Below are 26,578 nucleotides of genomic sequence, written 5' to 3'. Positions count from 1 at the left end.
GTCACTCGCTCAGCGAGCCCTGCGTGTACTCGACGCCGTTGTACCGCTGGATGACCATGATGTCGTACCAGTGACGGCGGTATTCGACGGGAACGTACTCCTCGTAGCCGGTGCGCTCCGCGTACCGCGTGTCCGCGAAGTCGGAATCGAGCCACGCCGCCCGGATCCCCTCGATGATGTCCGGATGGAGGTTGTACCGGTAGGCTATCGGGCCGTTCGGGAACGGGGCGGACGCCCAGACGACTTTGAACTCGTCGAAGCTCAGGCCGCTGTCGGCCTCGACGGTGTCGAGCATGCAGGTCGAACAGATCGGGCCGGCGTCGTAGTCGCCGGCCGCGATCCCGCGGGTGGTCTGTGAGTGGCCGCCGGAGAAGTTGATCTCGTAGTCCTCGCCGGCGGTCACGTCGAAGTACTGGTCGAAGAGCGCCGAGGGGGCCTGGTGCCCGGAGTTCGAAGCCGGCTCCGCGTGAGCCATCCGGACGTCGTCGTCCGCGAAGTCCTCGACGCTCTGGATCTCGTCCGCGTCGGCACGGGCCGTGGCGAACAGCCGGTAGCCGAACGCGCCGTCGGGCGCGACGCCGGCCGCGAACGGCACCGCGCCGGCGAGGTTGACCGCGAAGGCGGTGGTCCCGGTCGAGAAGTTGGCGATGTGCGCGCGCTCGGAGCGCATCGCCTCGACCGAGGCGGCGTAGTTGTTCACCCGGTTGTACTCGACCGGCAGGCCGGTCTCCTCCTCGATGCGGTCGAAGACGGCCTGAAAGTCCTCCTCGTAGCGCCCCTGGACGTCCTCGCTCGGGCTCTCGGTGAACACGAGCGTGTCGGGTTCGAGCCACTCGCTCTCGTCCTCGGGCGTCTCTCGAACCGGCTCACCGTGGGGTACCTCCTCGACCTCGCGGTTGCCCATCCGTTCTAAGTCCGCCTGTCCGCCGCGTTCGTACCCGGCGTCGACGAGCGGCGTCGCGAGGTAGTTGTTCTCCTCCCAGTTGGGCTCCTGCGCGTCGAACGCGCTCGACTCGGCCAAAAGCGGATCCCCGGACTCGTCGGAGTCTCCGCTCCCGCCGTCCCCGCCGGAGCCTCCCGTCCCGACGGTCTCGCCGGACGAGCCGCCGCCGGAGCCGCCGGAACAGCCGGCCAGACCGGCTATCCCGACAGCGCCGCCAGCCAGAATGAACCGCCGTCTCGAACTCGCTTCCGTCCGTCCTCCGGAATCGTCCACCATTACGAATGCGTGATACGAGTATCGGCGTAAGAAGGCTGCTATGACCCGTACGTAGCAGTTTCGACCGGATATAGATCCTCCGTGCCGCTCCGTATCGATCGGTGTCGAACTGACCGGTACATATCTCTCTGGAGCGCGAGACGCGGCCGCAAAAAGGTGTTCGGCACGCTCTGTGCCCTACTCGAACCGCTTGCGGACGCTCTCGGCGTGCGCCTCTAACCCCTCCGCGTCAGCGAGCGTCGTGATCGTCTCGGAGAGGTCCGAGAGCGCGTCGCGGTCGAGCCGCTGGACCGTCGACGACCGGAGGAACGTGTCCACGGAGAGGCCGCCGTAGCGTTTCGCCCCGCCGTTCGTCGGGAGGACGTGGTTCGTCCCGGTGGCGTAGTCGCCGGCGGCGACGGGCGAGTGCGGCCCGAGGAAGACGGAGCCGGCGTTCGAGATCCGCGCGAGCAGCGCCTCGTCGTCGTCGGCCACGATCGAGAGGTGCTCTGCGGCGTACTCCTCGGCGAACAGGACGGCCTCCGGCATCGAGCGCGCGCGGAGGACTCCGGAGGCCTCGTTGTCGAGGGCGGCCCGGATCGTCTCCTCGCGCTCGCGGCCCGCGACCTGTGCGTCGACCGCGTCGGCGACGGCGGCGGCGAGGTCCGCGTCGTCGGTGACGGCCACGACCGAGGCGTTCGGGTCGTGTTCGGCCTGCGCGACGAGGTCGGCCGCGACCAGCTCGGGGTCTGCGGTGTCGTCGGCGAGTACGAGCACCTCGCTCGGGCCCGCGAGGAAGTCGATCTCGACGTCGCCCTGTACGACCGCCTTCGCGGCGGTGACCCACTTGTTACCGGGCCCCACGATCTTCTGCGTGTTCGTCACCGTCTCCGTCCCGTACGCGAGCGCGGCGATCGCCTGTGCGCCGCCGACCTGATACACGGCGTCCGCGCCGGCCTCGGAGATCGCCGCGAGCGTGACGGGATTGAGGTCGTCGGCGGGCGGGGTCGCGACCGCGACGTGGTCGACGCCGGCCACGGTCGCGGGGATCACGCCCATCAGCGCGCTGGAGGGATACGCCGCCGCCCCGCCGGGGACGTACACGCCGGCGCGGTCGATGGGGCGGAACCGCCGACCGAGCTCGCGGTCGCCGAACTCCTCGCGCCAGTCCTCGGGACGCTGTCGCTCGTGGAACTCGCGGATGTTCGTGGCGGCGTCGCGGACCGCGTCGAGGACGGGGTCGTTCGCGTCGTCGAGTTCCGCGTGCGCGCGCTCGGCGTCGTCTGTGACGTCGATGTTGCCGACGGCCACGCCGTCGAACTCCTCTGAGAACTCGCGCAGCGCGGCGTCGCCCTCCTCGCGCACCCGACCGACGATGTCGCTCACGTCGTCGCGCACCGCCTCGACGCCGGCGTCGCGCTCGAAGAAGGCGCGGCGCTCGGCCGGCGAGAGATCGGCGACGGTTCGTACGTTCATGCGGCCGTCTCGGGGCCGCGGCGGGAAGGAGATTCCGACTCGGGAGCCCCGGGGAGTAGATCCATCACTCCAGCGGGCGAACGCCCGTCACGTCGAGCGCCGCGCGGACAGAAAGACCCGCGAGGAGCGCGACGGCGGCGAACAGGACCGGCGCGGACACCGCCACGGCGAGGTCATACGAGCCGAACGTCCGAGCCAGACCGCGGAGGATGAACGCCGCGCAGCCGAGACCGAACGCGAGCAGCGTGAGAGAGACGAATCGGGACCGGTCCATCGCTCAGTCGGTCTGGGCGACGCTCGGGCCGTGCGGTCCGTGCTCGCGGTGGTCGCGGGAGGCGTCGAAGCCGCGGCACATCTCGTAGAAGACGGCCTCCGGGTCGCGCGTCCACTGCCACTTCCAGCGGGTCCGGACGAGAAGCGAGAGCTTCCGAGTCAGGGAGAGTTCCGGCGTCGTCGAGACGGTGTCGTATCCGAGGTTCCGAATGAGCCGGTGGTGGTCGGCGTACAGGACCGACGCGAGAAGCACCGCGAACTGGCAGTCTTCGGGGAGGTACTTGATCCCCGCGACCCCCTCCTCGTAGAGCCGCTCGGTGCGAGCGAGCTCCGAGCGGATCGCGGCCGCGACGCGGTCGTCGAACTCCAGCTCGAGGATCTGGCGTTCGCTCACGCCGTGCGCGTCGAGCGTTTCGAGCGGGAGGTAGATCCGGTCGCGTTCGACGACGTCCTCGCGGACGTCGCGGATGAAGTTCGTCATCTGGAACGCCTCGCCGAGTTTCGTCGCGTGCGGGAGCGCCCGCGCCTCCGTCTCCGGATCCAGGTCCATGATCGCCGTCATCATCCGGCCGACCGCCGCCGCCGACCCGTTCATGTACGTCTCCAACTCCTCGTAGGTCTCGTAGCGGTCGGTGTCGATGTCGCTCTCCATCGCGTCGACGAACGCGTGGACGTCGCCGTCCTCGATGCCGCGTTCCGCACAGACGGTCGCGAACGCGTCCAACACCGGATCGTCGGCCTGCTCTTCGCCGAGGGCGGCTCGGCGGAGCCGTTCGAGTTCCGCGCGCTGTTCGTCCGGCGGGCCGGTGTCGGGGGCGTCGACGATCTCGTCTGCGATCCGGAAGAAGCCGTACAGCACGTACGTCGGGCGGCGGATCCGTTCCGGGAGCACCCGCGTCGCGACGTGGAAGGTCTTGCCGGTGCGGCGTTGGATCCGCTTGCTCCGGGCGACCTGTGTCTTCTCTACCATGCTGCCCTCTGCGGGCCGGCAGGGCGGATCGGTAGCGGGTCGCCAATCATGGAACAAAACTGGGACTCCACGAACATAACAGTTCGCACGGTGTCGATTTCGGAGCGATCACCGCCGCCGAGAGGGGTCGATACGGCCGCACGTCGACTCGCGCGGACCGGGAGTCGGCGGTCGCACGGACCGGGAGCCGACGGCGTGAGAACGCTCAGTAGAAGGTGTCGCTACAGTCGTAGACGACGCCGTGGGCCGGACAGACGTACTTGCAGTGTCGGTGATACATCGGCGTCTCACACATCGGACACGGCCGTCCGCCGGGCTCCGCCGAGTCGTCCATGCGATCGGATGTGACCGGCGTGGGCATAATCGTCCCGCTCGCCGGCCGCGCTCGCCCACGCGCCGATCACTCGCTCACCCGCGTCACCGCGCCGATCACTCGCTCGCCAGCGACTCGTAGACCTCGACGGCGACCGGTTCCTGCCCGAACGGGAGCGTCAGGACGCCGCCCCACTCGTCGTCCGTGAGCGCCGTGACGCGGGACTCGTCCAGTTCGACGCGCCGCACCTCGGTCCCGTCGAGATTCATCGACACGACGAACCGGTTCGGCTCGTCGGTCGCGCCCGCCTCGGCGAGCCGGTCCTGTACCGCTCCGATGCCGGCCTCGGAGAGGGCGACGTACACGAGGTGTTCGCGCTCCTCCGAGATCACGCCCTGCACGCGGGACAGGTCGGCCGCGTCGAACAGCGTGCCGGCGTCGTCGCCGTCGGCGAGCAGCGTGGCCTCGAACGGCGCGGACGAGTCGACGGCGACGGAGTCGGCCTCGCCGCTACCGCCGGCTCCGTCGCCGTCGGGGCCGACGCCGGGCGCGCTCCCGGCGTCGGTCGAGAGGCTCCCCTCGTCGGTCACGGTGGTCGCTCCGGCGAAGCCGATCGCGCCGATCGCGAACGCGGACCCGATCCCACCGAGCACGCCGCGTCGACTGAGTTCCATGGCCGAGGGTCCGACTCAGGGGTAAAAAGCGTTTCACGCCGATTCACGCGGCTGATAATCGACGGAGAGACCGCGAGCGGGGTGACCGGTCTCACTCGGCGAACGACACGGCGTCTCGCGTCGTCGTCTCGCCGAACAGCCAGTCGGCGTGGTCGACGGCGTAGTCGCGGTGCTCCGGGGTGATGTAGCCGAGCGCGTCCTCGACGACGACGGGGCGGTAATCGCGCAGTCCGGCGCTGCCGGCGGTGTGGAGCACGCAGACGTTCGCGAGCGTCCCGCAGATCAGGAGGTCTGCGATGCCGTGCGCGTCGAGATACCCTTCGAGGTCCGTCCGGTAGAAGGCGTCGTAGGTGTGTTTCTCGACGACGTGATCGGCGTCTCGCACGTCGAGGCCGTCCGCGAGTTCGGCGTCCCACGACCCCTCGACGACGTGTTCGCCCCACCGGTCGAACTCGTCGTAGTAGTGCGCCCCGTCGAACTGCTCCGGCGGGTGGACGTCGCGGGTGTACACGACGCTCGCGCCGGCGTCTCGCGCGCGCTCGACGAGCGACGAGACGGGCGCTACTGCCGCCTCGCTCGGCTCCGCGTAGAGGCTCCCGTCGGGGTGACAGAAGCCGTTCTGCATGTCGACGACGATCACCGCGGTCTCGGTCGGATCGTACGGCATGGACGGGGGTTACGCGGCGCGACTGAAAAAACCGGACCGACAAACTACTTACCCGGTCGACTGCAATCGGCCATATGCGACGGGTTCACACCCTTTCGTTCGTCCTCGCCGCAGTAGCCCTCCTCGCAGTCGGCGGCGGCGTCGCCGCGGCCGATGTCGGCGGCGTCGCGGACGCTTCCTCGCCGACCCTCGCGTCCGAGCCGCCACAGCCCGCGACGGCCGCGTCGGGTCCGGGGGCCACGTCGAGCGCGACGCCGGCGACGTGTGACACCGGCGACAACACCGAAGTAGTCGGCTGTTGGAACGGGACCCACTACGAGGACGAGCTGTCGTTCGATCAGGACGACGGACTCACGGAAGAGGAGCTGGAGGCCCTGACGCACCTGACGATGGCGCGGGTCGAACACATCCGCGAGCGGCCCTTCCGCGAGGGCGTGCCGGTCGAGACCGTCACGCGGGCGGAGTTCGCGAACGGGTCGATGGGCGGCGGTGGAGCCGGGGAGACGAACGGGTCGCTCTCGGCGTCGCAGCGCTGGAACGACCAGGTGTGGGAGGCGCTGTTCGTCGTCGGCGAGGACACGACCGCAGCAGCGGAGATAGACACCGTGTTCGGCGGCGCTGTCTCGGGGTTTTACTCACCTGCACAAGACCGGATCGTCCTCGTGGTCCCCGAGGGCGAGGCGGTTCAGATAGACCCGTCGACGCTCGCACACGAGCTCGTTCACGGGATGCAAGACCAGTATCACGACCTCACGCGTCCCCGGTACGTCGGTGCCACGCAGGACGGCGACCTCGCGGTCGACGGGATCGTCGAGGGCGAAGCCGTCCACATCGAAGAGCGGTACGCCACGCGCTGTGCCGACAACTGGAGCTGTTTGGACGGTCCGTCTGGCGGCGGTGGCGGGGGCGGATCGGCGGCCGACTACAACTTCGGAATCCTCCAGACCGTCCTCCAGCCGTACGCCGAGGGGGCGTTCTACGTCGAGTCGCTCGTCGAGTCGGAGGGGTGGTCGGCCGTCAACGAGACGATGACGGACCCGCCGGAGTCGACCGCCGAGGTCATCCACGAACGACCGGGGTACGAGACTCGCGCGGTCGAGTTCGAGGACACGGCGACCGACGGGTGGGAGACGTACCCGAACCAGGGTGTCGACGGCGCGGAGACCGCCGGGGAGGCCTCGATGTTCGTCATGTTCTGGTACCAGAGCTTCGAGTACGGGTACCCGGTCCTCGAGCCGACGGAGAGCCGGGCGGCGAACGTCCGGATCCACACGCGGCCCGAGGCGAGCCTCCGGACCCGCGCCAACTACAATTACGCGCACGAGGCGACGGCCGGCTGGGCCGGCGACGAACTGTACCCGTATCGGAACGACGACGGCGGCGAGACGCGCGACGGCTACGTCTGGGTGACCGAGTGGCAGACGCGGGCGGACGCGACCGCGTTCTACGAGACGTACCGCACGATGCTCGGGGCCCACGGCGACGACCCCTACGTGACGGGCGACGTGTACGAGATCGACGACGGGGACTTCCCCGGAGCCTACGGCGTGACCCGCGAGAACACCACGGTGACCGTCGTGCACGCGCCGGAGCCCGGCGGCGTGCTCGAACTCCGGCCCGGTATCGGGCTCGATCTCCCCGGGACCGCGAGCGGGTCCGACGCGGCGGGCGATGGCGTCGACGAGGGCGAGAGCGACTTCGACGGAGCCGACGGCGGCGACGTAAGCGGCCCCGACTCCGAGAGCGGCGGCGGGTCTGGCGAGGGGGGATCCGACGACTCGATCGGGTCGGACACCGACGAGGAGACGCCCGGATTCGGCGTCGTAGCCGCCCTCGTCGCGGTGGTCGCGGCGATCGCCGTCGCGGCCCGTCGGCGGCGCTGAGACGCGGCAGGCGGCGGGGCCGGACTCGGATGGCTTTTCCTCCCCGGCGGACCTACGCCCGATATGACCGAGTTCGACATCGTCGGCGCGGACGCGATCCGCGACGGCCGGGCGACGGACGCGTACTTCGATCGGACCGAGACGGCCTTGCGACGAGCGGGCCGAAACCCCCGGGTCGTCGCCGAGGTGACGGCAGACCAGTTCCCCGACGGCGAGTTCGAGGCCGTCGCCGGACTGAAAGACGCCGTCGCGCTGCTCGCCGGCCGCGACGTCGACGTCGACGCGATCCCCGAGGGACGCCTGTTCGACGGCGGGCCGGTGATGCGGATCGAGGGGCCGTACCTCGCGTTCGCCCGGCTCGAAACGTCGCTCCTGGGGTTCCTCTCGCACGCGTCCGGGATCGCGACCGCCGCGCTCGACTGCCGGGCGGCCGCGCCGGACGCGCAGGTTCTCTCGTTCGGCGCGAGACACGTCCATCCCTCGATGGCCGCGGTCGTCGAACGCTCCGCGCTCGTGGGAGGCCTCGACGGGTTCTCGCACGTCGCCGCGGGCGAGTTGATCGGCCGAGAGGCGTCGGGGACGATGCCGCACGCGCTCGCGATCTGCTTCGGCCGCGGCGAGCAGGAGGCGGCGTGGCGGGCGTTCGACGAGGGCGTCGACGAGTCGGTCCCGCGAATCGCACTCTGTGACACCTACTCCGACGAGGTCGACGAGGTCCTCCGCGCGGTCGAGACGCTCGGCGACGATCTCGACGGCGTTCGGCTCGACACCACCGGGTCGCGGCGCGGGGACTTCAGACACATCGTCAGAGAGGTGCAGTGGGAACTCGACGCGCGCGGGCACGCCGACGTCGACGTGTACGTCTCCGGCGGGCTGGGTCCCACGGACCTCCGCGAGCTCCGCGACGTGGTCGACGGGTTCGGCGTGGGCGGCTACGTCTCGAACGCGGAACCGGTGGACTTCGCGCTCGATCTGGTCAGCGTCGACGGCGAGCCCGCCGCGAAGCGCGGAAAGCTCTCGGGCGCGAAAGACGTGTATCGGACCGCCGACGGCGCGCACGCGGTCGGGCTCGCTGACCGGGCAGGGCCCGACGACGCCGAGTCGCTCATGGTGCCGGTGATCCGTGGCGGCGAAATCGTCGACGACGCTCCGTTCGACCTCGACGCCGCGGCGGAGAGGGCGCTCGTAGACGCGGAAGCGGTCGGCTACGCGAAGCAAACGGAGTGAGGAAGTCTCGAAGCCGGAGATCGATACCGTCTACAGCTCCTCGACCGCACCGCCGTCGGGGCGCTCTCGGAACACCTGTCCCTCGATGAGCGTCACCATCGTCTCGTCGTCTTCCCACGCGTTCGGCGCGAGCTTGGCCTTCCGGCAGGCGCGCGAGAGGAACTCGGCACCCGACCAGTCGTTCTCTACGGGCACCGTCGGATAGAGCCAGCCGTGGGCGTTGCCGCCGTCGACGGCGACGCCGTGAGTGCCGATCTCGAGGTCCGCGAGGGGGTCGTTCGTGAGCACCGTGTTCGAGACGACGAACACGGAGACGGTGAGATTGTCGAGTTCTTTGGGTTCGACCTCGGACCCGCAGGAGTCGCCGGAGGCGGCCTTGATAGCGGCCTCGACGATCGCGTGGCCGAGCTGGTCGGACGTCTTCCACGCGCCGGCACAGCCCCGGAGCCGGCCTCGACCGCGCGTGGATTCCAGCCTGACGAACGCGCCAGTTCGGGCGTAAAACGCTTCGCGCATGCTTCCCGGTTGTTCTCGTTGTCCGTGTCGGACGAACGACTCGACCGCCTCCCGCGCGAGTTCGACCGCTCGTGCACCGTCGTCGTACGACAGCTGAACGGTCTGAGCCTCGGACATGAGAGTCCATTACGTTCCTGACGACTTGAACGCTTCCCTTGCCAGCCGGTGTCTCACTTCCGCTCACACGGGATGTGCGACCGGGGCGTCGTCAACGACCGGACCGAGATCGTCGATGACCGGATCGCTTATTCGCGGCCGACGAAAACAGGAGAACGGACAGAGGGAGCCCGACTCCCGTGCCTCCGGCATGAGGAAAGTCCCCCCACCGGCCGGACGGGCGACCGGGCACACGCCCGGAGTCGGAGACGGCTGGCTCTGGAACAGCAACGACACCCCCCACCTCGACCGATGATCCGCGTTCGGTCGCTTCGGCGACCGGCGGCGTTCGCGGGGCCCCCGCGAACGAGCGAACCGACCCGCAAGGGAAGGGAGCTAACCCGGTGAGGGCAGACGGGTGGGAACGGATGGAACGGCGAATCCTCGCCGGTGCAAGTCCGCGCCACAAGGTAGTCCGGCCACGGCGCGGACGCTCAGCCGAATGTCGGGACGAACCGAAGGGGGCTTACTCCCCTCAGTCCGCTCGCACGCCGAGCGGCGCGGCCGGGGGCAGTCGCCGATCGGCGTCCGAACGAGTCTCACACCACGTCGTCCGGGTCGTGCTCGGCGGCCATCCGCGACGCCTCCGCGGCGAACCGCTCGCGCTCGTCGGCCGGGGTCTCGCCGAGGGCGCTCTCGTCGACCTCGCGGCCGGCCGTGATCCCGTCGCCCGTGACGAGCCGCTGTTCGGCCAGTTCCTTCGTGTGCATGCGCTCGCCGTCCTCAGTGGCGTAGGTGAGCCGGACGAGTCCCTTCGAATCGAACTGGCGGTCGACGAGCCAGACGGTGGTCATACGCGCCCGTGGGTCCCACCGATGGTTAAACGGGACGGTCGGATGGCGGGTCGTCGGGGACGGCCCGTCCCCGTCGAGTCGTTACGCTCTGTCGCTCGGCGTCACTCTCTGTCGTTCGTCGCCATCGCTTTGTACCGCCTCGCCGAAGCGGTGGACATGTACGTGGAGTTCGACCGCGACACCTGCGTCGGGATGTACCAGTGCGTGGCCGAGTGGGACGCCTTCGAGAAGGACATGACCGACGGGAAAGCCGACCTGCGAGGGAGCGAGGAGCGAGACGAGGACCTGTTCGTCCTCGACGTGCCGGACGGCGAGGAACTCGACGCGAAGTTCGCGGCGCGGACCTGCCCCGTCGACGCGATCGAAGTGTACGACGACGACGGCGAACAGGTCGTCTGATAGGGGGCGAGGCGGCGGCGCGGGCGGCGAGGGCGGCGGGGAAGCGGGGCAGCGGGGCAGCGGGGCAGCGGGGCGGCGCGGGCGGCGATGGAGGCGCGGGCGGGAAGGTCCGATCGGCTGGGCTGTCGGCGATCGCCGACCTCACGCCTCCCCAGCCTCGCCGCGGCGGCGCTCACGAACGCCGCCGCGGGCTCCCTCGCGGACGGTCTCGCGGTCGCCGATGGCGACCGCTCGCCGGCGCGCCGGGGCGGACAGCCCGGCTCCGGTGTTCCGGGTCGTCTGTGCCCGCGCTACGTCGTCGGTGTCCGCGCTACGTCGTCGGTGCCCGCGCTACAGCCGCTCGGCCAGGTCCTCGGCGAAGTACGTCACGATCAGGTCCGCGCCGGCGCGCTTGATCGACAGCAGCGACTCGTGGGCGGTCTCGGTCAGGTCGAGCCAACCCTTCTCCGCGGCCGCGTGGATCATCGCGTACTCGCCGGAGACGTTGTACGCGGCGATCGGGTGGTCGAACTCCCGGCGGAGGTCGGCGACGATATCGAGGTAGGGGAGCCCGGGCTTCACCATCAGCACGTCCGCGCCCTCCTCGGCGTCGATCCGAGCCTCCCGGAGCGCCTCGCGGCGGTTCGCGGGATCCATCTGGTAGTGCCGGCGGTCGCCGAACGCGGGCGCGCCGTCGGCGGCGTCGCGGAACGGGCCGTAGAAGGCCGACTCGTACTTGACGGCGTAGCTCATGAGCGCCACGTCCTCGTGGCCCGCCGCGTCGAGCGCCTCGCGGATCGCCCGGACCTGTCCGTCCGTCATCGCGGAGGGGGCGACCATGTCCGCGCCCGCGTCCGCTTGCGACACCGCGGTCTCGGCGAGCAGGTCGAGGGTCTCGTCGTTTTTCACGGTGAGGGTCGGGTCCGTCTCCGCAGACGGCTCTATCACGCCGCAGTGACCGTGATCGGTGTACTCACAGAGGCAGACGTCGCCGATCACGTACGCGTCGGTCTCGGCGTCGACGCGACGGATCGCGCGCTGGACGACGCCGTCGTCGGCGTACGCGCGGGCCCCCTCGGCGTCTTTCGACTCGGGGATTCCGAAGAAGATGACCGCTTCGACCCCTGTCTCCAGAATTTCTTCGACGCGGTCGACGGCCTCGTCGACGGGGACGCGCTCGTGGCCGGGCATGGTCTCGATCGGAACGCGCTCGTCGGTCGTCGCGTCGACGAACACGGGGGCGACGAGGTCCGCGGCCGAAAGCGAGGTCTCGCTGACGAGCGGGCGGACGCCGTCGGTCCGGAGCCGCCGCGGCCGGTCGGTCGGGTGCATGGCCGGGGGTTGGCTCCGGTCGGCCTTTTATGCTCCGTCACCGGCGAGCGCGCCAAAAGGAGCGGTCGGACGGTGGATAGAGGGTAGGAGATGGCGTGCGGGAGCGGCGGGCGGGTCCGACGACGGCGTGAGACGGGAACTACTCCTGTGATTCGATGTCGATCCGGTCGCGGAGCGAGGCGAGTTCGTCGGACTCCGCGAGCTCTTCGACGCGCTCTTTGAAGTGTTCCTCACAGAGTCCGACGACCACGCCGCTCTGTTCGGCCTCGTACGTGGCCTCTCGTTCACAGTAGTGACACCGCATATCGTCCACTCTATCGGCGTCGGGCTTAACCTTGTTCGTCGATCCGGAAGGTTCGGAATCCGGGGGCGCGGCGAGGCGCGGGTAGCGGCCGAGTGCGTCGGTTACGGCGGCGCTGGTAACCGGTCCCGCACCGGCGCGAACGCCTCGGCGGTCAGTCCCGCCTCGCCGAGCGTCCGGGCGTGGGCGTCGCTCCCTCCGGTCAAGAGGAGGTCGGATTCCGCAGCGACCCGCTCGACGCGAGCGTCGTCGACGGGGCGACCGTACGGGTAGAACCGCTCGACTGCGTCCAGGTCGCGGGCGATGTCAAGGGCCGCGTCGACGTCGTCGTAGCGGAAGGGATGTGCCAGTCCGACGACCGCGGCCGCCTCGGACAGGAGGTCGACGCCGCGGTCGAGGTCCGTCACCTCGCGGGCGACGTAGCAGGGGCCGTCGTCGCCGATCAGTTCCTCGAACGCCTCGGCGTAGTCGTACGGCGCGGGCGACTCATCGATGGCGCGGGCGATGTGAGGGCGGCCGAGCCCGGGACGCGGATCGAGCCCGAGGTCGATCCCCAACTGCGCCTCGACCGCGTCGCAGATCGCGGCTCCGCGCCGCTTCCGGTCGGTCTGGAGTCGCTCGATCTCCGCGTCGAGCGCCGGCGTGTGTTCGACGGCGTAACCGAGGAGGTCGATCCGCTCGTCGCCGGCGTCGACGCGCAGTTCGATACCCCGAACGACGTGGACGCCGTCGCGCTCGACGACGGGCGCGTCGAGGGCCGGATGGATCCGGTCGTGGTCGGTGACCGCTACCCAGTCCAGCGCCGACTCCCGCGCCGTCGCTACGAGTTCCGCGACGGTCATCGTCCCGTCGGAGACCGTCGTGTGCGCGTGCAGGTCCGCGACGAACCGATCCGTGTTCATGGACCGAGTTCGCCGGCGGCGTACTAATCGACGGCGATTGGATCACGGTAACGCGAACCAATATAAGGAACTATAATCGGATTCCCCGAACTAAGGTCATACATGGACAATCATTAAGAACCATCGGCGATTTGGAGTAGTTGATGCGCTTGAACGGCGTCGACGACCGACTCGAACGGCACCAATATCCGACGACCTCGGAAGAACTGATCGCGGCCCACGGGAACGCGACCGTAGAGCTCGCCGACGGCTCCGAGCGTCTCGGAGACGTGCTGGAGCGATTCGGTGAGCAGACCTTCGACGACGCGGAAGACGTGTTCACGACGCTCCGCGCCGGTGTCTGTCACCGCGGGATCGGTCGGCGGTTCTACTCGGACCGCGACCCGACGACCGACGCCGAGGACGGACCCTCGCCGGTCTCGTTCTGAGCCGGCAGCCAGCCGCCCGTTCCGTTTTTTGCGGATTCCGTCGTACCTGCCGATCGCTAGGACAGCCAGTCGACCGCCGGAGAGAGATCTATCGGTAGCGATCCCTTTCGGTACCCCTCCACGTGGCCGTCGGGACGCGCGCGGAGCACGACCGCGGGTTTGTGTCGGACGGCCGGTCGCGCCTCGCGGATCCGCTTCCAGTCGGAAGCGGGAAACGACGAGCAGTCGACGAGGAGCGTGACCCCGCCGCCGTGGGCCTCCAGCTGTCCGCTCGTCTTCGTCTCCGCTGTGTCGCGGACCGCCGCGACCGGGTCGCTCGCCGACCGGGACGACACCGGCTGCGGACGCGTCACCTCGACGAGCGAGGCGCGGCCGGTGTCCGGGTCCGTCGCCCGGAAGTCGAGCGAGTGGCCCGTGGTCACCTCGATCTCGGGCGTGACCTCGTACCCGGAGTCGGAGAGGAGCCACGCGGCGGTGAACTCGGCGATGGCGGCGCTCATCCGGACGACGTCGGGAGAGATGGACGTCCCGAGCTTTCCGGCCATGGTCTCGCGATACGGGTCGAGCGTGCCCGGGCGGAGCGTGGCCTCGACGAAGCCGGTTCCCTCCTCGCGGGTCGCGTCGGGGAACCCGGCGGCGTGGTCGCGGAAGAACGCGCGGGTCGTCTCCGCGCCGTCCTTCGAACAGAACACCGGGAGGAAGTACCACGAGACGTGCGGATACGCCGCGAGCCACGGCTCGTCGTCGTGAAGCGCGGCGAGCAGTTCGCGTTGGACCCACCGCGAGACGGGGTACGGCACCGCGTCGAAGCCGTACTTGTCCGTCCGCCAGAGTTCGCTCGGGGTCTCGGTGTTGCCGATCCAGTAGCCGACCGGTCCGCCGGAGACGCCGGGCGGGGGATCGCGGTCGTCGTCGGTCCAACAGAACAGCGCGAACGAGCCGTCGTCCATATCGAACCGGCGGGCGTCGTACCCCGGGGGCGAACCGAACCACGGGCTCCCCGCGGTCGCTCCGAGGTTCTCGTCGAGCGGGCGTTCGAGCGTCGATCGAACGCGGTCCGCGTCCCAGCGACCGGGGGCGCGCCTGAATCGGAGCGGTTGTGCCACGGCGATCGTACCGCGGCCGGTGATTAATTCGTTCCGGTGGGACGAGAGGCACGTGCGTCGAAAAGCGCGTTCCGCCGGTTCCCACGCCGTCGCGCTCCGGCGCGAGATCGTCACGCGGCCGTTCGTTTCGAGACGTAGGTGTTTCACCGATACATATTTACCAGACAGCGTCCAAGTGAAGCCGTACCATGTCAATGGGTGCCTATGACGAGGCCGAACACGAGCGTCGCGAGAAGAAGACCAGCGAAGTCGACGCCGATTTCGACGCCGAGCGCCCGGAGTATTCCGGGTCGCTCACGTACGACTCCGGCGATTCCGCGGAGGCACTCCTCGACAAGTTCCAAGAGCTGAACGGCGCGTGAGCGGAGCGGACGGAGTCTTTTCCAGTTTCGTCGGTGAGACGGCCGCGCGCCGTCCGGATCGATCGGGCCACGAATGCCGTGGTCACCGCACTCGACACACCGACCAGTGCCGGACTCACGACAGCACGTCGGCACCGGACTCACGACAATAGGATCGCCGCCGTACAGACGATCGCGACCGCGAGGACGTGACCGACGACCGCGCCGAGCAGTATCGGTTCGGTGAACAGAAACGGGACGAGAGCGAGCTGAAGCGCCGAAAACCCGATGTTTTCGGCGTCGAGTCGACGAACCGTCGCGGTCGCGTCGGGATCTAAATCGACGTGGACCGCGCGCCACAGCGCGACGACGGCGCTCCACCACGAGGTGCCGATCCGGTACGTCAGGTCCCACAAGATGAGAAGCGTGAGGTAGACGACCGGAACCGGAGGGTCCACTCCGAACAGCCGGTCGATGAGAGTTCCGTCCCACGCGAACAGGTACGTCATGAGCGCGATGAACGCCAGCACGCCCAACACGATCTCGATGCTCGACCCGAACAGGAGGCGTTTGTGCGACGGCGGAGTCGGAAGCAGTCGATTCCGCTCGCCCAGTCGGTGCATCTCGACGCTCCCGGCGGCCGCGACGACCACCGCGACCGTGCCGGCGACGACCGCGTTCCAGACCCCGTAGTACCACCCCAGCGTCAGGACGCCGACCTGAAACAGCACGAACTGGATCGCGACCGCGAGCGTTCGGGAGAGCCCCAGTCCCGGAATACCGCCGACGAGACTCTCGTACACCCACGTCTCGCCGTACTCGCGCGTCATGACGAGGGTGCTCTCTCGCCGGCGTCGCCGCCGTCCGACGACGATTCACTCGTTCGGGACTCGTCGATCGCGCGCGCCACGGCGACCGGGAACGGAGTCAACTCGACGGGGACGATCTCTCGGATCCGGTCGTCCTCGACGATCACGGTGTTCCGGAGCCCCTCGACCAGCGAGCGGGCGAGATAGGGGTTCACGTCGGTGACGAACCGGAGCCACGCCGCAGAGAGGTCCGGACTCAACACCGGCGCTCTGAGGATTCGCAGACGGTGGCCGAGCTGTCGGCGGGTCGTCCGGAGTATCTCGGCGTACGTCAGCACGTCCGGCCCGCCGATCTCGAAGGTGTCGTCCGCCGTCTCCGGTGCGGTGAGAGCGCCGAGGAGGTAGGCTATCACGTCGTCGATCGCGATCGGTTGACACAGCGTGTCGACCCACTTCGGCGTGATCATCACCGGAAGCCGCCGCGAGAGGTCGTAGATGACCTCGAAGCTGGCGCTTCCGGCACCGACGATGATCGCGGCCCGAAGCGTCGTGAGCGCCGGATCGCCGTCGGCGAGAATGCGCTCGACCGCGCGTCGGGACCGGAGGTGCTCGGAGAGTTCCGCGCGGTCCTCGCCGAGGCCGCCGAGGTAGAGAATTCGTTCGACGCCCTCGTTCGACGCCGCGTCGACGAAGTGACGCGCGCACCGCTGGTCTCGTTCGGCGTACCCGGGACCGCCGTCCATCGAGTGGACGAGGTAGTAGGCCGCGTCGACGGGGACGCCGTCGTCGGTCCTGAAGGCGGGCGGGAGCGTCTCCGGTTCGAGGAGGTCGCCCTCGACGACCCGGACGCCGTCGGGCGGGGCGTACGCCGAGGCGTCACGGACGAGAGCAGTCACCTCGTGACCGCTGTCGAGCAGCGCCGGGACGAGTCGGCTCCCCACGAAGCCGGTCGCGCCGGTGACGAGCACTCGCATAGATATCCATCGGACCGGCGGACAATAATCCCCCACCCCGGGACGTGACGGGGACCGCGACCGGGCGGCGGCGGATACCGATTGGTAAAAGGGGTCACAGAGCGGTGGTTGCGGCATGCACGCTGGAGCGTTCGAACCGGTCCGCGGCGTCGAGGACCTGTACGTCCACGACACCGGGATGTTCGACACGGACGAGTACGGCGCGGTGTACGTGTACGACACGGAGCGGCCGATCGTCGTCGATACCGGGACGGGCGGGAACCGAGAGGCGCTGTTCGAGACCATAGAGGAGATCGGGATCGGTCGGGGCGACCTCGCCTGGATACTGGCGACTCACGCGCACCTCGACCACGCGGGGGGTGCGGGCCACCTCGCCGAACGCTATCCCGACGCCGAGGTGCTCGTTCCGGAGAAGGGCGTCAGACACCTCGTCGATCCCGAGGCGCTCGTCGAGGGGACGAAGTCCGCGGTCGGGGACCAGTGGCAGTATTACGACGACCCCGCTCCGGTGCCCGAAGATCGGATATCGGGACTCGCCGAGGGAGACCGGATCGACCTCGGTGAGCGGGAGTTGGTCGTCCACGAAGCGCCCGGACACGCGCCGCACCACGCGGTGTATCACGACCCGGACGCCGACGTCGTCTTCGCGGCCGACGGCGCCGGGATCTACGTCCCCGAAGCCGACGAGATCGTCGCGACGAGTCCCCCGCCGCAGTTCGATCTCAATCAGTGTCTCGACGACATCCAGACGATCGACGACCTCGACCCCGATTACCTCTGTTTCGGCCACTTCGGTCCCCGCGAGTACGATCCGGTGCTGGCCGGCGAGGCCAAGCGGGCGTACGTGGAGTGGGTCGAAGCCGTCCGGGCGAAACGCGAGGAACTGAGCGACGACGACGCGGTCGTCGAGCACTTCGAGACCGCGAGCCGAGACGTCGACTACTGGAACCCGGAACGTGCGCGCGCGAACGCCGGTCTGAACACGCGTGGCGTCCTCGCGTATCTCGATTACGTCGAAGACGAGGAGTGACCGGGACGCGCCGGAGGCCCCGACGCCAACGCGCCGGGCGACGCTGACGGAGGTGGCGACGGAAACGTCCTAAACCCTCGGCCACTACACGCCGAAATAGATGGGCATCTTCGACACGATCCGCGCCGTGCTCGGGACGAGCGCCGAGACGGACGCGACGCGCGAGGCCGACCCCGAGGACCTCTTCGGGATGTCGACCGCGTACATGACGATGGAGGCCGACCTCGGGTACGACCACTGCGGCGAGGCGGCGCTGTGTTTCTCCGGCGTCGACAGCACTCGCTTCGACGACGCCGTCGAGACGGTCGAAGCGATCCTCGAAGCGGGAGAGATCGACACCGGAACCGGATTCCACCGCCACGAGGACGACCACGGCTACGAGTGGTTCGTGCTCGAAGACGACGACCCGGAGGACCTCGTGACGAGCGTCCACTTCGCCGCCGACCAGTTCATCGAAGAGGGGTTCGGTTCGCGGCTGCTCGCTGGGGTCTTCGGCTTCGAGAGCGGCGACGGCCCGGCCTACTGGATCTACTCGTTCCGCCGCGGCGCGTACTACCCGTTCGCCCCGAGGGGGACGAACGACCGGAACCAGCGGATCGAGTTCAAGCTCCAGTCGGTCCTCGACGGCGAGCTCGGCCTCGAAGACGACGAGTCGTACTGGTACCCCCTGTGGCCGGACGAACCGGGGAACCACCCGTGGGAGTGAACCGAAGTGTGGCCGCGAACCGCCGTATGAGTGCGGACCCATGAGCGACGAAACGGACGCGTCGACCGCGGGACACGATAGCCAAATAAAGCGAATCCTCCGAGGTGTCGCCGTCCAGACCGCGGTCGCCGCCGCGGCGATCCACCTGCTGTGGGCGTGGCCGCGGCTCGCGGCACCGCCCGACGCGCGCCCGTACCTCTTCGTCACCGGGAGCGCGCTGGCCGTCGCGGTCGCCGCCGCGACCCTCCGAGGCGGGGAGTACCGCCGACTGTACGCGCTCGGTGCGGGAACGCTCGGGACCTTCCTCGTCGGGTACCTCGCGTGGCACGGCGCAGACGCCCCCGCGACGCTCTCTGCGGACCCCCTCGCGATCGCCGCGGCGGTCGTCGAGCTCGGCGGGATCGGAGCCTACCTCGCGCTGTATCGGCTCGCGCCGCCGACGAGCGTCGCGGTCGAGCGGCGACGGGGCGGTGACGGGAACGACCGGAGAGACGACTCGGACCGCGAGGACCGCGAGGAGACCGCCTCGTGACAGAGGCGTATCGAACGGTCGCCGAACGCGCGACCGCGCGGTTCGACGTTCGGGGATCGAAGTTCCTCGGGCACGTCGCACCGGTCGGCGGGGTCGACGAGGCGGAGGCGTTCGTCGATGCCGTCGCCGACGAGTACGACGACGCGACTCACAACGTGCCGGCCTATCGAGTGCCCGCCGGCGAGCCCTCCGAGCGTGTTTCCGAGGCCGAAGTGATGCTCAGGGAGTACTCGTCGGACGACGGCGAGCCGACCGGCTCGGCCGGAAAGCCGGCGCTGAACGTGCTCCAGCAGCGGGAGATCCGCAACGTCGTCGCGGTGGTGACGCGGTACCACGGCGGACCGAACCTCGGCGTCGGCGGTCTCGCGCGCGCCTACTCGCGCGCGGTGAAGGACGGCGTCGACGCGGCCGGGGTGGTCGAGGAGCGGCCGCACCGCACTCTCGTCGTCGGGACCGAGTACGACGACTCGGGGACGGTCCGAGGAGTGATCGAGTCGACGGGAGTGGAGTTCGACGCCGACTACGGCGAGCGGGTGCGGTTCGAGCTTCGGGTACCGATCGATGAAGTGACGGAACTGGTCGAGCGGCTCAACGACGCGACGAGCGGTCGGGTGGAGATCGATCGATAGCCGACGAGACCGTCGGTGTGGCGAACAGGCGACGCTGGTGGCTTCCCACGGCGGTGCGTCGCGCTCCCGTCCAGTGCGCCGCGGACGAGTATCAGCTCACGGGGGCGGTGGCCGCGGTATCCGACGTAAGCCGTTGGGTCCGGTAGAGCTGAATTCAATGGGGAGCCGTGAACTACGTGAACTTCCGGACCGTCATATCGAGGGTGTCGAGATCGAGAATGGGAGCGTACCCGGCGTCGGGGTCGATGTTGACGGATTTCTGGAAATCGGTCTGTGCCTGCCAGCAGCCGGAGTTGACCGCGAGGACGTTGTGGTACTTCCCCCAGCCGAGCTTGTGGACGTGACCGGTGTGGAACACGTCCGGAACGTCGTCGATGACGAGGTAATCTCGTTCCTCGGGTGCAACGCGGGTGTGCCCGCCGAACTGCGGGGCGACGTGTCGCTTTTTGAGTAGTTGATACATCGCCTTGTGCGGCTCGTCGTAGCTCGCTTTCTCCTCGGGTAACTCCGCGATCACCTCGTCGAGTGAGACGCCGTGGTACATCAACACGTCGACGCCCTCGACGGAGACTGTGGCCGGATTCGAGACGATCCGCGCGTCGTGGACGTCCATGATCGAGCGGATTTCGTCGTTGAACCCCGGCTGCGGCTCCGCGAGCCGGACGGCGTCGTGGTTGCCCGGGATCATCACGATCTCCGTGTCCCCGGGCACTTCCTTGAGGTGTTCCGCGAACGCCTCGTACTGTTCGTAGATGTCGACGATCTCCAGTTCCTCGTCCTGGTTGGGATAGACACCGACGCCCTCGACCATGTCGCCGGCGAGAAGGATGTACTCGACGGGCTCCGCTTCGGGAGTGTGGAGCCAGTCGGTGAACCGGCTCCAGGCGTCGGCCATGAACTCGTCGCTGCCGACGTGGACGTCGGAGATGAGCGCGGCCTGTACGTGGCGGTCGGCCGCGCCGGTCTGATGAGTCCGGGGAACGTCGGGAAAGTGAAGCGAGTCGGCGAACAGGATGCCGGAGTCGTCGGCGAGCGTCCCTTCTACCGCGAGACACTCGTCCATGAGAATCTCGTCGACGACGTCGGCGAGCCCCCTGTCTTTCATGATCAGCGCCGGGAACGTCCCCGTCGTGTCCTCCAGTTCGACGAGCCAGTGTCCGGACTTCGTCGAGCGGACGTCGTTGACTAATCCGATCATCGCGGCGTCGCTCCCGCCCGGCATGTCCGCGATGGCTTCGGCGGGTCGGTGATTGACGCGTCCGCGGAGCAGCTTCGAGAGCCGCTCGTAGCGGTCTCTGAAGGTTCGGACGAAGTCCGCGTACTCGCCCGTCCCGGTGCTGTGTCCGGTCATGTCGTTTCCGACCGAGATCTCACGCTGGGCGGATTCGCCCGGGGAGCGAGCCGAAGAGTCGGACGACGCTACCGCAGACGACTCCTCTCCCGAACGTGACCGTTGGGTGGCGTCCTCGTTCCGGGGCTGTCCTGTGACAGACCCCTCCGTTTCGACTGGAGATCGGTCGGGCGAGGCGGCAGCGTCAGTGGAGGAGTTGGGGTTCTGCGTGGGGGATTTCTCACCTGAGTCGGTCGAGTCGGGAGACGCGTCGATCGAGTCGAGAGACGCGTCGGACGGGTCGAGAGACCGATCGTCGGCGGTTGCCCGGACGTGATCCGCGGTGATTCGGAGGGCGTCGTCGGGAGCCGTGTCGACGGCGGCGTCGATGGCGGCTTCGGGGTCGGACTCGTTTGCCAACAGGGTGACTGCCTCACGTTCGGCGTTATATCCCCGGTTGGCCAGCTCCCTGACGATACGAGCGTTGGACTCCAGCGGCACAGAGACCGAAAGGGGAGTACCGCTCAAAACGGTTCCGGGACCGATCGGAGCGGACCCGGAAGCTTATGACCGAAACCCCGCAACCTGACTGCAATGGACGAAGGGGATCGGACGGGGTCGGACGAAGGACGCTCCGACGGAACCGATCCGGGGGGCGACGATCCGGGAGAGGTCGACAAGCCGGGAGAGGTCGGCAAGCCGGGAGAGAGTGACGAGTCGTTGGAGAGTGACGAGTCGTCGGAGGATGTCGGAGGGGGAGAGCGCGACGGCGCGATAGGGGGGGATAGATCCTCGGACCCGTCCGACTGGACGGATCACAGGGGGGCGACGCAGTCCGATGGAGACGGAGTAGAGTCGGATCGGGGGCTGTGGGATCGGTTCCGACACGACAGAGAGGGCGCGCTGATGTGGATTCGGGAGATACTCTCAAGCGTCGCGATCGTGCTCGCGGTCGGATTGCTTCTCTTCGGTGTCAGTGGGGTGTGGCCGCCGATGGTCGCCGTCGAATCCGGAAGTATGGAGCCGAACATGGAAGTCGGCGATCTGGTGTTCGTCACGGAGCCAGGTCGGCTCGCGCCCGACGCCGCAGATGACGAGACCGGCGTCGTGACGCACGACGTCGGCGAACGGGTCGACTACCGGACGTTCGGCTCCTACGGATCGGTGGTGATCTACCAGCCGCCGGGGCGGACGGCCTCGCCGATCATCCACCGGGCGATGTTTCACGTAGAGGAGGGCGAGAACTGGTACGATAGGGCCGACAGCGCGTATCACAGCGCCGAGAGCTGCAGCGACCTCCGCAACTGTCCCGCCCCGCACGGCGGCTACATCACGCTCGGCGATAACAACGGTGTCTACGATCAAGCGCGGGGGATCGCCGAGCCGGTCAAGCGCGACTGGGTGACCGGTGTCGCTCGGGTTCGCGTCCCCTACCTCGGATACGTCCGGTTGGTCGCCACGGGGAAAGCGGAGCCGAGAGACGCGATCGACGCGGTCGCCGGGTAAGTGGAAGAGGAGATGTGAGAGGGTGTCTGTGCGGGCAGCGACGCTGTGTGAGTCAGTTGTCGAACCGAGCCTGAACGAACGGCTGAGCGTTTTCGATGTCGCCGAGCCGCGAGTCCGAAAGGAGGACCGCCTCCGTCTCTTCGACTGGAACCGAGAGTCCCATCTCCTTGGTTCGGCCGTAGCGACCCTTCGAGACGACGACGGCGTTGACGATGCCGAGCATGTCGAGTTCGCTGATGAGGTCGGTGACGCGGCGCTGGGTGAGGACGTCGGCGTCTATCTCCTCGCACAGTCGCTTGTAGATGTTGAATACCTCACCGGTGTTGATGTTGTGGACACCGTTCTTTTCGAGGAGGATAACAGCGAACAAGACGATCTTGCTCTGTGTTGGGAGCGTCCGGACGACTTCGACGACGCGGTCTAGTTCGATCTTGTCCTGTGCCTGCCGCACGTGAGTTTCGGCGACGACTTCGGCCTGCGAGCGTTCGGCGAGTTCGCCGGCGGTGCGGAGAAGGTCGAGCGCGCGCCGGGCGTCACCGTGTTCCTGAGCGGCGAAGGCCGCACACAGGGGGATCACGTCGTCGGTGAGCGCGTCCTGTTTGAACGAGATGTCGGCGCGGTGCTGGAGAATGTCTCTGAGCTGATTCGCGTCGTACGGCGGGAAGACTATCTCTTCTTCACCGAGACTCGATTTGACCCGTGGGTCGAGGAAGTCGGTGAACTTCAGGTCGTTTGAGATTCCCATGATAGAGATGCGCGAGCGGTCGAGTTCGGAGTTCATCCGGGAGAGATTATACAGCGTGTCATCGCCGCTCTTTTCGACGAGCTTGTCGATCTCGTCGAGCATGATCACGACCACGCGCTCGTGGTAGTCCACGGCCTCGAAGAACGTGGAGTAGACGCGGTCTGTCGGCCAGCCGGTCATCGGGACTTCCTCCATCTCGTCGGCGTCGGATTCGAGCTCCGCGATGCGGGCATCGAGATCGTCGATGGTCGAAAACTCCGTCTCCGAGAGCGTCCGGGGGTCGTCGTCGGCCGCAGTACGGAGGTCCCTGAGCCGGTCCAGCCGGTCGGAGATGACCTGCTGGTTCTTTTCGATGAAGGTGTTCGCGAGCTGGGCCAGCACGCGATACTGGGTGTCTGTCACCTCGCAGTTGATATACTCGACTTCACACGGGACGTCGTACTTCTGTGACGTCGATTCGAGTTCCTGTGAGACGAACTTCGCGGACGCCGTTTTTCCGGTGCCCGTCTTGCCGTAAATGAGAATGTTAGACGGCGTTTCACCGCGGAGGGCAGAGACGAGGATGGTCGCCATCCGATTGATCTGATCGTTCCGATGAGGCAGTTCGTGCGGGGTGTACGAGGGGCGAAGCACCTCCTTGTTCTCGAAGATGGGCTCACCCGAGAGGAGGTCGTCGAACAGCCCCTGATTGTCCTCTTCCTCGTCAAGGACGACACCGTCGAAGTCGACGTCCGGCGACGACCTGTCCCTGCCGCCGCTGCCGACGTCGATGTCGCCGTCCGTGGTGCTCGTCGTGCCAGAAGAGACGCCATCCGGAACGCTCGAAGCGGGGGTGGCCGAAGGAGACTCGTTCGAGGTGGAATCGGCAGGCGCGTCGGGGTCGCGATCTGGCTCGGAATCAGTGGGTGACGGAGATGTCTCGTCGGTAGACCGGGAACGTGTCGGGGACGACGGAGACAACGATTCGGCAGGGCCGGTGGTGGGTTCCTCCCCCGTCTCGGAAGATTCCTCGCTGGACTGGTCGTCGTCTCCCGGTTCGCCCGCCTGCGGTGTATGTTCGTCTTCGTCCATGTAACCCCCCTATTTCAGGTGGAAGATCCGCACGCGCGGATGAAGTGTGCTGTGTACTGCGTTGAGACCTCGACATTCAACGATTGCGTTCGTTCAATGTGTCCAGTTGATGCAGTCGAACCAGACGAATAGGTGGCACAAAAGTGTTGCTCTCCAGACCCGAAACGACGGAGCCTGGCAGACGAATACGTCATCCGCTGCGATACGTCATCCGCTGCGATACGTCATCCGCTGCGGAGCCGGATCCGGGTCTAAGCCCGAGCCGGAGATCAGTCCGAACCCGAAACAGAGACAGACAGAACAGAGACAGAACAGAGTCAGACGGAGCTACTCACAGCGTGAGGTGTTATACCGTGTTATGTGACGTGTGATCAATAGCCTATCCACAGCGTGGACTGTCGTACCCGGAGTCTCAACCGCGTTTCAGACGGATGTATCGGGGTGATAGAAGCGGATGCGCTTTGATGGTGACAACGGGAATATCGCGGTGAGTGTTGGCATATCAGAGAAGCGGCCGTCCGTTGGTACCAGTTTGTGCTGATACCACGTAACATCAGTAGTCGTCGGTGATGTGTACCCGGTGATGTGTACCCGGTGATGTGTACCCGGTGATGTGTACCCGGTGATGTGTACCCCCACACCCCTTCGTTTCGGGTGGAACTCGGATATGGAGGGGTGGGGTAAAACTCGGATCCTGAACCGGATGGTTTTATATACTATACTATGTAACAGTACCCTCGGTACGCTAGATCAATATATTGTGTGATCGTCTTTCTATTATTTAACTGATTGAGAAGAGATGAAAAGTAACCCGCTCGCGGTGTCACCCTCCTAATCACGTTTCCAGTCGAAACGAAGGGGTGGGGGAGGGAGACGATACAGCTGGAACGGACGCTACGGGTCGAGGTTGTATGATCAACGTACTCATGGTGCGTTCTACCATTCCACATGCAGACTGACCGAACGACTCTCGTCTGACTACGGTGACGCCGCCAACAGTCGGCCGTCTATCGACCCCATCGGTGTGTCTGACGCAGTTGTTAAGTGAGAGGGGCGTGGATTCTACGACAATTCCCCGAACTGCCGGCAGGTACACAGTACCGAGCGATACCACGCGGCACGAAGCGTTTGGGAGAGAACACAGAATCTGGAGGTCAGGATGGGACTGCTAACGAATCTCAAAGACAGCATATCACGGGTCACGGACGGGTTGTTCGCGGCCGAAGAGCCCAAGCGGATCGGGATCTACGGACCGCCGAACGCCGGGAAGACGACCCTCGCAAACCGGATCGCGCGTGATTGGACTGGAGACGCCGTCGGACCAGAGAGCCACATTCCACACGAGACCCGACGCGCCCGCCGCAAGGAGAACGTCGAAATCGAGCGGAACGGTCGGAAGGTCACGATCGACATCGTCGACACCCCGGGCGTGACGACGAAGGTGGATTACAAGGAGTTTCTCGACCACGACATGGACAAAGACGACGCTGTCCGCCGCTCTCGCGAGGCCACGGAGGGCGTCGCCGAGGCGATGCACTGGCTGCGTGAAGACGTAGACGGTGTCATCTACGTCCTCGACTCCACGACCGATCCGTTCACGCAGGTAAACACGATGCTCATCGGGATCATCGAGTCACAGGACTTGCCGGCGCTGATCCTCGCCAACAAGACGGATCTCCCCGACTCAGACGTCAAACAGATCGCGAACGCCTTCCCGCAACACGAGACGATCCCGCTGTCGGCGCTCGAAGGCGAAAACATGGACGAAGTGTATACGAAGATCGCGGAGTACTTCGGCTGATGCCTGAACCTACCCCCAACGTCGACGGTGGTGACGCTCCCTCCGACGATCCCGTGTCCGACGGGGAGTCGTCGGACAGCGGCGTCCGTATCGACATGATAAGCGGGGCTCGAATGCAGGGGCTCACCAGCATGGAGAAGATCCGCCTCATCCTCGACGGCGTCCGCGACGGCAACATCGTCATCTTGGAGGAAGGCCTCTCTCCGGACGAGGAATCCAAGCTGATCGAGGTGACGATGACCGAGATCAGCCCCGACGACTTCACCGGAATCGAGATCGAGACCTATCCAAAAGCCGAGGCGAGCGACCAGAGCTTCCTCGACAAACTGATGGGCCGTGAATCGGCACAGAAGCTCACCGTCATCGGCCCGGCCAACCGCATCGAGACGCTGCACAAAGACGAGAACCTCATCAGCACGTTGGTCTCACGGAAATAATGGCATACCCACGACGTAACACACCCCACGACGTAACACACCCCACGACGTAACACACCCCACGACGTCACAT

The 26,578-nt window shown here is 67.2% G+C and carries 29 protein-coding genes and 1 other RNA gene; 13 read left to right on the top strand and 17 right to left on the bottom strand.

All coding sequences use genetic code 11. From position 1 onward, the window contains the following. Position 1 precedes the first annotated feature (1 nt). The 7 genes from phnD to NO930_RS00190 all read right to left on the bottom strand — a co-directional run bounded on the left by phnD (position 2) and on the right by NO930_RS00190 (position 5,571). A complete protein-coding gene (phnD, locus tag NO930_RS00220) occupies positions 2 to 1,219 on the bottom strand; it encodes a phosphate/phosphite/phosphonate ABC transporter substrate-binding protein (RefSeq protein ID WP_256402119.1) in 1,218 nt (405 codons plus the stop codon). A gap of 177 nt (positions 1,220 to 1,396) precedes the next feature. Then, on the bottom strand, positions 1,397 to 2,674 hold the full coding sequence (hisD, locus tag NO930_RS00215) for a histidinol dehydrogenase (protein WP_256402118.1): 1,278 nt from the start codon (positions 2,672 to 2,674) through the stop codon (positions 1,397 to 1,399). Positions 2,675 to 2,738: 64 nt separating this feature from the next. Further along, positions 2,739 to 2,948 carry a hypothetical protein gene (locus NO930_RS00210; protein ID WP_137783738.1) on the bottom strand — a complete coding sequence of 70 codons (210 nt, stop codon included), beginning with the start codon at positions 2,946 to 2,948 and terminating at the stop codon, positions 2,739 to 2,741. Between the two features lie 3 nt (positions 2,949 to 2,951). Next, on the bottom strand, positions 2,952 to 3,917 hold the full coding sequence (locus NO930_RS00205) for a phytoene/squalene synthase family protein (RefSeq protein WP_256402117.1): 966 nt from the start codon (positions 3,915 to 3,917) through the stop codon (positions 2,952 to 2,954). A 205-nt stretch (positions 3,918 to 4,122) separates the two neighbouring features. After that, the gene (locus tag NO930_RS00200; RefSeq protein ID WP_255511567.1) at positions 4,123 to 4,251 is read right to left on the bottom strand and encodes an HVO_2523 family zinc finger protein; all 129 of its coding nucleotides are present in this window, start codon (positions 4,249 to 4,251) and stop codon (positions 4,123 to 4,125) included. 95 nt (positions 4,252 to 4,346) lie between these two features. Continuing rightward, complete coding sequence (locus NO930_RS00195; protein WP_256402116.1) at positions 4,347 to 4,904, bottom strand: hypothetical protein; 558 nt, start codon at positions 4,902 to 4,904, stop codon at positions 4,347 to 4,349. Positions 4,905 to 4,995: 91 nt separating this feature from the next. Next, a complete protein-coding gene (locus tag NO930_RS00190) occupies positions 4,996 to 5,571 on the bottom strand; it encodes a cysteine hydrolase family protein (RefSeq protein ID WP_137783741.1) in 576 nt (191 codons plus the stop codon). A 74-nt stretch (positions 5,572 to 5,645) separates the two neighbouring features. Here NO930_RS00190 and NO930_RS00185 point away from each other — a divergent pair, with 74 nt between their 5' ends. Next, positions 5,646 to 7,454 carry an Hvo_1808 family surface protein gene (locus NO930_RS00185; protein WP_256402115.1) on the top strand — a complete coding sequence of 603 codons (1,809 nt, stop codon included), beginning with the start codon at positions 5,646 to 5,648 and terminating at the stop codon, positions 7,452 to 7,454. 63 nt (positions 7,455 to 7,517) lie between these two features. Continuing rightward, the gene (locus NO930_RS00180) at positions 7,518 to 8,681 is read left to right on the top strand and encodes a nicotinate phosphoribosyltransferase (protein WP_256402114.1); all 1,164 of its coding nucleotides are present in this window, start codon (positions 7,518 to 7,520) and stop codon (positions 8,679 to 8,681) included. Positions 8,682 to 8,711: 30 nt separating this feature from the next. Here NO930_RS00180 and NO930_RS00175 read toward each other — a convergent pair whose 3' ends face one another. Beyond that, positions 8,712 to 9,314, bottom strand: coding sequence for a TIGR00296 family protein (locus NO930_RS00175; protein ID WP_137784038.1), 603 nt, complete (start codon positions 9,312 to 9,314; stop codon positions 8,712 to 8,714). Between the two features lie 158 nt (positions 9,315 to 9,472). Here NO930_RS00175 and rnpB point away from each other — a divergent pair. Beyond that, positions 9,473 to 9,834: RNase P RNA component (gene rnpB / locus NO930_RS00170), an RNA gene on the top strand. 58 nt (positions 9,835 to 9,892) lie between these two features. Here rnpB and NO930_RS00165 read toward each other — a convergent pair. Then, positions 9,893 to 10,147: a DUF7967 family protein gene (locus tag NO930_RS00165; protein WP_092566782.1), complete on the bottom strand. Its 255-nt coding sequence runs from the start codon at positions 10,145 to 10,147 to the stop codon at positions 9,893 to 9,895. A 156-nt stretch (positions 10,148 to 10,303) separates the two neighbouring features. Here NO930_RS00165 and NO930_RS00160 point away from each other — a divergent pair, with 156 nt between their 5' ends. After that, the gene (locus tag NO930_RS00160; protein WP_049983993.1) at positions 10,304 to 10,546 is read left to right on the top strand and encodes a ferredoxin; all 243 of its coding nucleotides are present in this window, start codon (positions 10,304 to 10,306) and stop codon (positions 10,544 to 10,546) included. A gap of 330 nt (positions 10,547 to 10,876) precedes the next feature. Here the strand turns inward: NO930_RS00160 and hemB are convergent, their stop codons facing one another. The 3 genes from hemB to NO930_RS00145 form a co-directional block, all read right to left on the bottom strand. Next, a complete protein-coding gene (hemB, locus tag NO930_RS00155) occupies positions 10,877 to 11,857 on the bottom strand; it encodes a porphobilinogen synthase (RefSeq protein WP_256402113.1) in 981 nt (326 codons plus the stop codon). Positions 11,858 to 11,996: 139 nt separating this feature from the next. After that, a complete protein-coding gene (locus tag NO930_RS00150; RefSeq protein ID WP_199242194.1) occupies positions 11,997 to 12,161 on the bottom strand; it encodes a DUF6757 family protein in 165 nt (54 codons plus the stop codon). Positions 12,162 to 12,262: 101 nt separating this feature from the next. Then, entirely contained in the window at positions 12,263 to 13,060 is a 798-nt protein-coding gene (locus tag NO930_RS00145; protein ID WP_256402112.1) for a PHP domain-containing protein, read from the bottom strand. A gap of 143 nt (positions 13,061 to 13,203) precedes the next feature. Between NO930_RS00145 and NO930_RS00140 the strand changes: the two genes are divergently transcribed. Then, a complete protein-coding gene (locus tag NO930_RS00140) occupies positions 13,204 to 13,488 on the top strand; it encodes a DUF5789 family protein (RefSeq protein ID WP_137783251.1) in 285 nt (94 codons plus the stop codon). Between the two features lie 56 nt (positions 13,489 to 13,544). Here the strand turns inward: NO930_RS00140 and NO930_RS00135 are convergent, their stop codons facing one another. Beyond that, positions 13,545 to 14,594, bottom strand: coding sequence for a DUF5784 family protein (locus NO930_RS00135; protein WP_137783250.1), 1,050 nt, complete (start codon positions 14,592 to 14,594; stop codon positions 13,545 to 13,547). A 194-nt stretch (positions 14,595 to 14,788) separates the two neighbouring features. Here NO930_RS00135 and NO930_RS00130 point away from each other — a divergent pair, with 194 nt between their 5' ends. Then, the gene (locus NO930_RS00130) at positions 14,789 to 14,956 is read left to right on the top strand and encodes a DUF5786 family protein (protein ID WP_230455336.1); all 168 of its coding nucleotides are present in this window, start codon (positions 14,789 to 14,791) and stop codon (positions 14,954 to 14,956) included. 140 nt (positions 14,957 to 15,096) lie between these two features. On the opposite strand, the gene NO930_RS00125 is transcribed toward NO930_RS00130, so the two are convergent. After that, positions 15,097 to 15,765 carry a DUF7530 family protein gene (locus NO930_RS00125; RefSeq protein WP_137783249.1) on the bottom strand — a complete coding sequence of 223 codons (669 nt, stop codon included), beginning with the start codon at positions 15,763 to 15,765 and terminating at the stop codon, positions 15,097 to 15,099. Then, positions 15,762 to 16,718 (bottom strand): NAD(P)H-binding protein, encoded by a 957-nt coding sequence (locus NO930_RS00120; protein WP_256402111.1) that lies wholly within the window; start codon positions 16,716 to 16,718, stop codon positions 15,762 to 15,764. The genes NO930_RS00125 and NO930_RS00120 overlap by 4 nt, the downstream gene beginning before the upstream one ends. Positions 16,719 to 16,833: 115 nt before the next feature. On the opposite strand from NO930_RS00120, the gene NO930_RS00115 reads away from it, so the two are divergent. The 4 genes from NO930_RS00115 (at position 16,834) to NO930_RS00100 (ending at position 19,615) form a co-directional block, all read left to right on the top strand. Beyond that, the gene (locus NO930_RS00115) at positions 16,834 to 17,748 is read left to right on the top strand and encodes an MBL fold metallo-hydrolase (protein WP_256402110.1); all 915 of its coding nucleotides are present in this window, start codon (positions 16,834 to 16,836) and stop codon (positions 17,746 to 17,748) included. A 100-nt stretch (positions 17,749 to 17,848) separates the two neighbouring features. Next, a complete protein-coding gene (gene pspAB, locus NO930_RS00110; protein ID WP_137783246.1) occupies positions 17,849 to 18,454 on the top strand; it encodes a PspA-associated protein PspAB in 606 nt (201 codons plus the stop codon). A gap of 40 nt (positions 18,455 to 18,494) precedes the next feature. After that, positions 18,495 to 18,986 (top strand): hypothetical protein, encoded by a 492-nt coding sequence (locus NO930_RS00105; protein WP_256402109.1) that lies wholly within the window; start codon positions 18,495 to 18,497, stop codon positions 18,984 to 18,986. Next, positions 18,983 to 19,615: an IMPACT family protein gene (locus tag NO930_RS00100; RefSeq protein WP_137782919.1), complete on the top strand. Its 633-nt coding sequence runs from the start codon at positions 18,983 to 18,985 to the stop codon at positions 19,613 to 19,615. The genes NO930_RS00105 and NO930_RS00100 overlap by 4 nt, the downstream gene beginning before the upstream one ends. 172 nt (positions 19,616 to 19,787) lie before the next feature. On the opposite strand, the gene NO930_RS00095 is transcribed toward NO930_RS00100, so the two are convergent. Then, a complete protein-coding gene (locus NO930_RS00095) occupies positions 19,788 to 21,446 on the bottom strand; it encodes a DNA-directed DNA polymerase II small subunit (RefSeq protein ID WP_256402108.1) in 1,659 nt (552 codons plus the stop codon). Positions 21,447 to 21,539: 93 nt separating this feature from the next. Here NO930_RS00095 and NO930_RS00090 point away from each other — a divergent pair, with 93 nt between their 5' ends. Further along, the gene (locus NO930_RS00090; RefSeq protein ID WP_137782921.1) at positions 21,540 to 22,451 is read left to right on the top strand and encodes a S24/S26 family peptidase; all 912 of its coding nucleotides are present in this window, start codon (positions 21,540 to 21,542) and stop codon (positions 22,449 to 22,451) included. Positions 22,452 to 22,503: 52 nt separating this feature from the next. On the opposite strand, the gene NO930_RS00085 is transcribed toward NO930_RS00090, so the two are convergent. Then, positions 22,504 to 24,267, bottom strand: coding sequence for a Cdc6/Cdc18 family protein (locus tag NO930_RS00085; protein ID WP_137782922.1), 1,764 nt, complete (start codon positions 24,265 to 24,267; stop codon positions 22,504 to 22,506). A 1,159-nt stretch (positions 24,268 to 25,426) separates the two neighbouring features. On the opposite strand from NO930_RS00085, the gene NO930_RS00080 reads away from it, so the two are divergent. Together NO930_RS00080 and NO930_RS00075 are read left to right on the top strand one after the other, a co-directional pair. Next, positions 25,427 to 26,068, top strand: a complete 642-nt coding sequence (locus tag NO930_RS00080; protein ID WP_049984005.1) for an Era-like GTP-binding protein — start codon at positions 25,427 to 25,429, stop codon at positions 26,066 to 26,068. Then, positions 26,068 to 26,505 (top strand): DUF2073 domain-containing protein, encoded by a 438-nt coding sequence (locus NO930_RS00075; RefSeq protein ID WP_137782923.1) that lies wholly within the window; start codon positions 26,068 to 26,070, stop codon positions 26,503 to 26,505. The genes NO930_RS00080 and NO930_RS00075 overlap by 1 nt, the downstream gene beginning before the upstream one ends. The last annotated feature ends 73 nt before the right edge of the window (positions 26,506 to 26,578 follow it).

The organism is Halorubrum salinum (assembly GCF_024494575.1).
Lineage (GTDB): Archaea > Halobacteriota > Halobacteria > Halobacteriales > Haloferacaceae > Halorubrum > Halorubrum salinum.
This window is presented reverse-complemented; position numbering and strand designations above follow the sequence as displayed.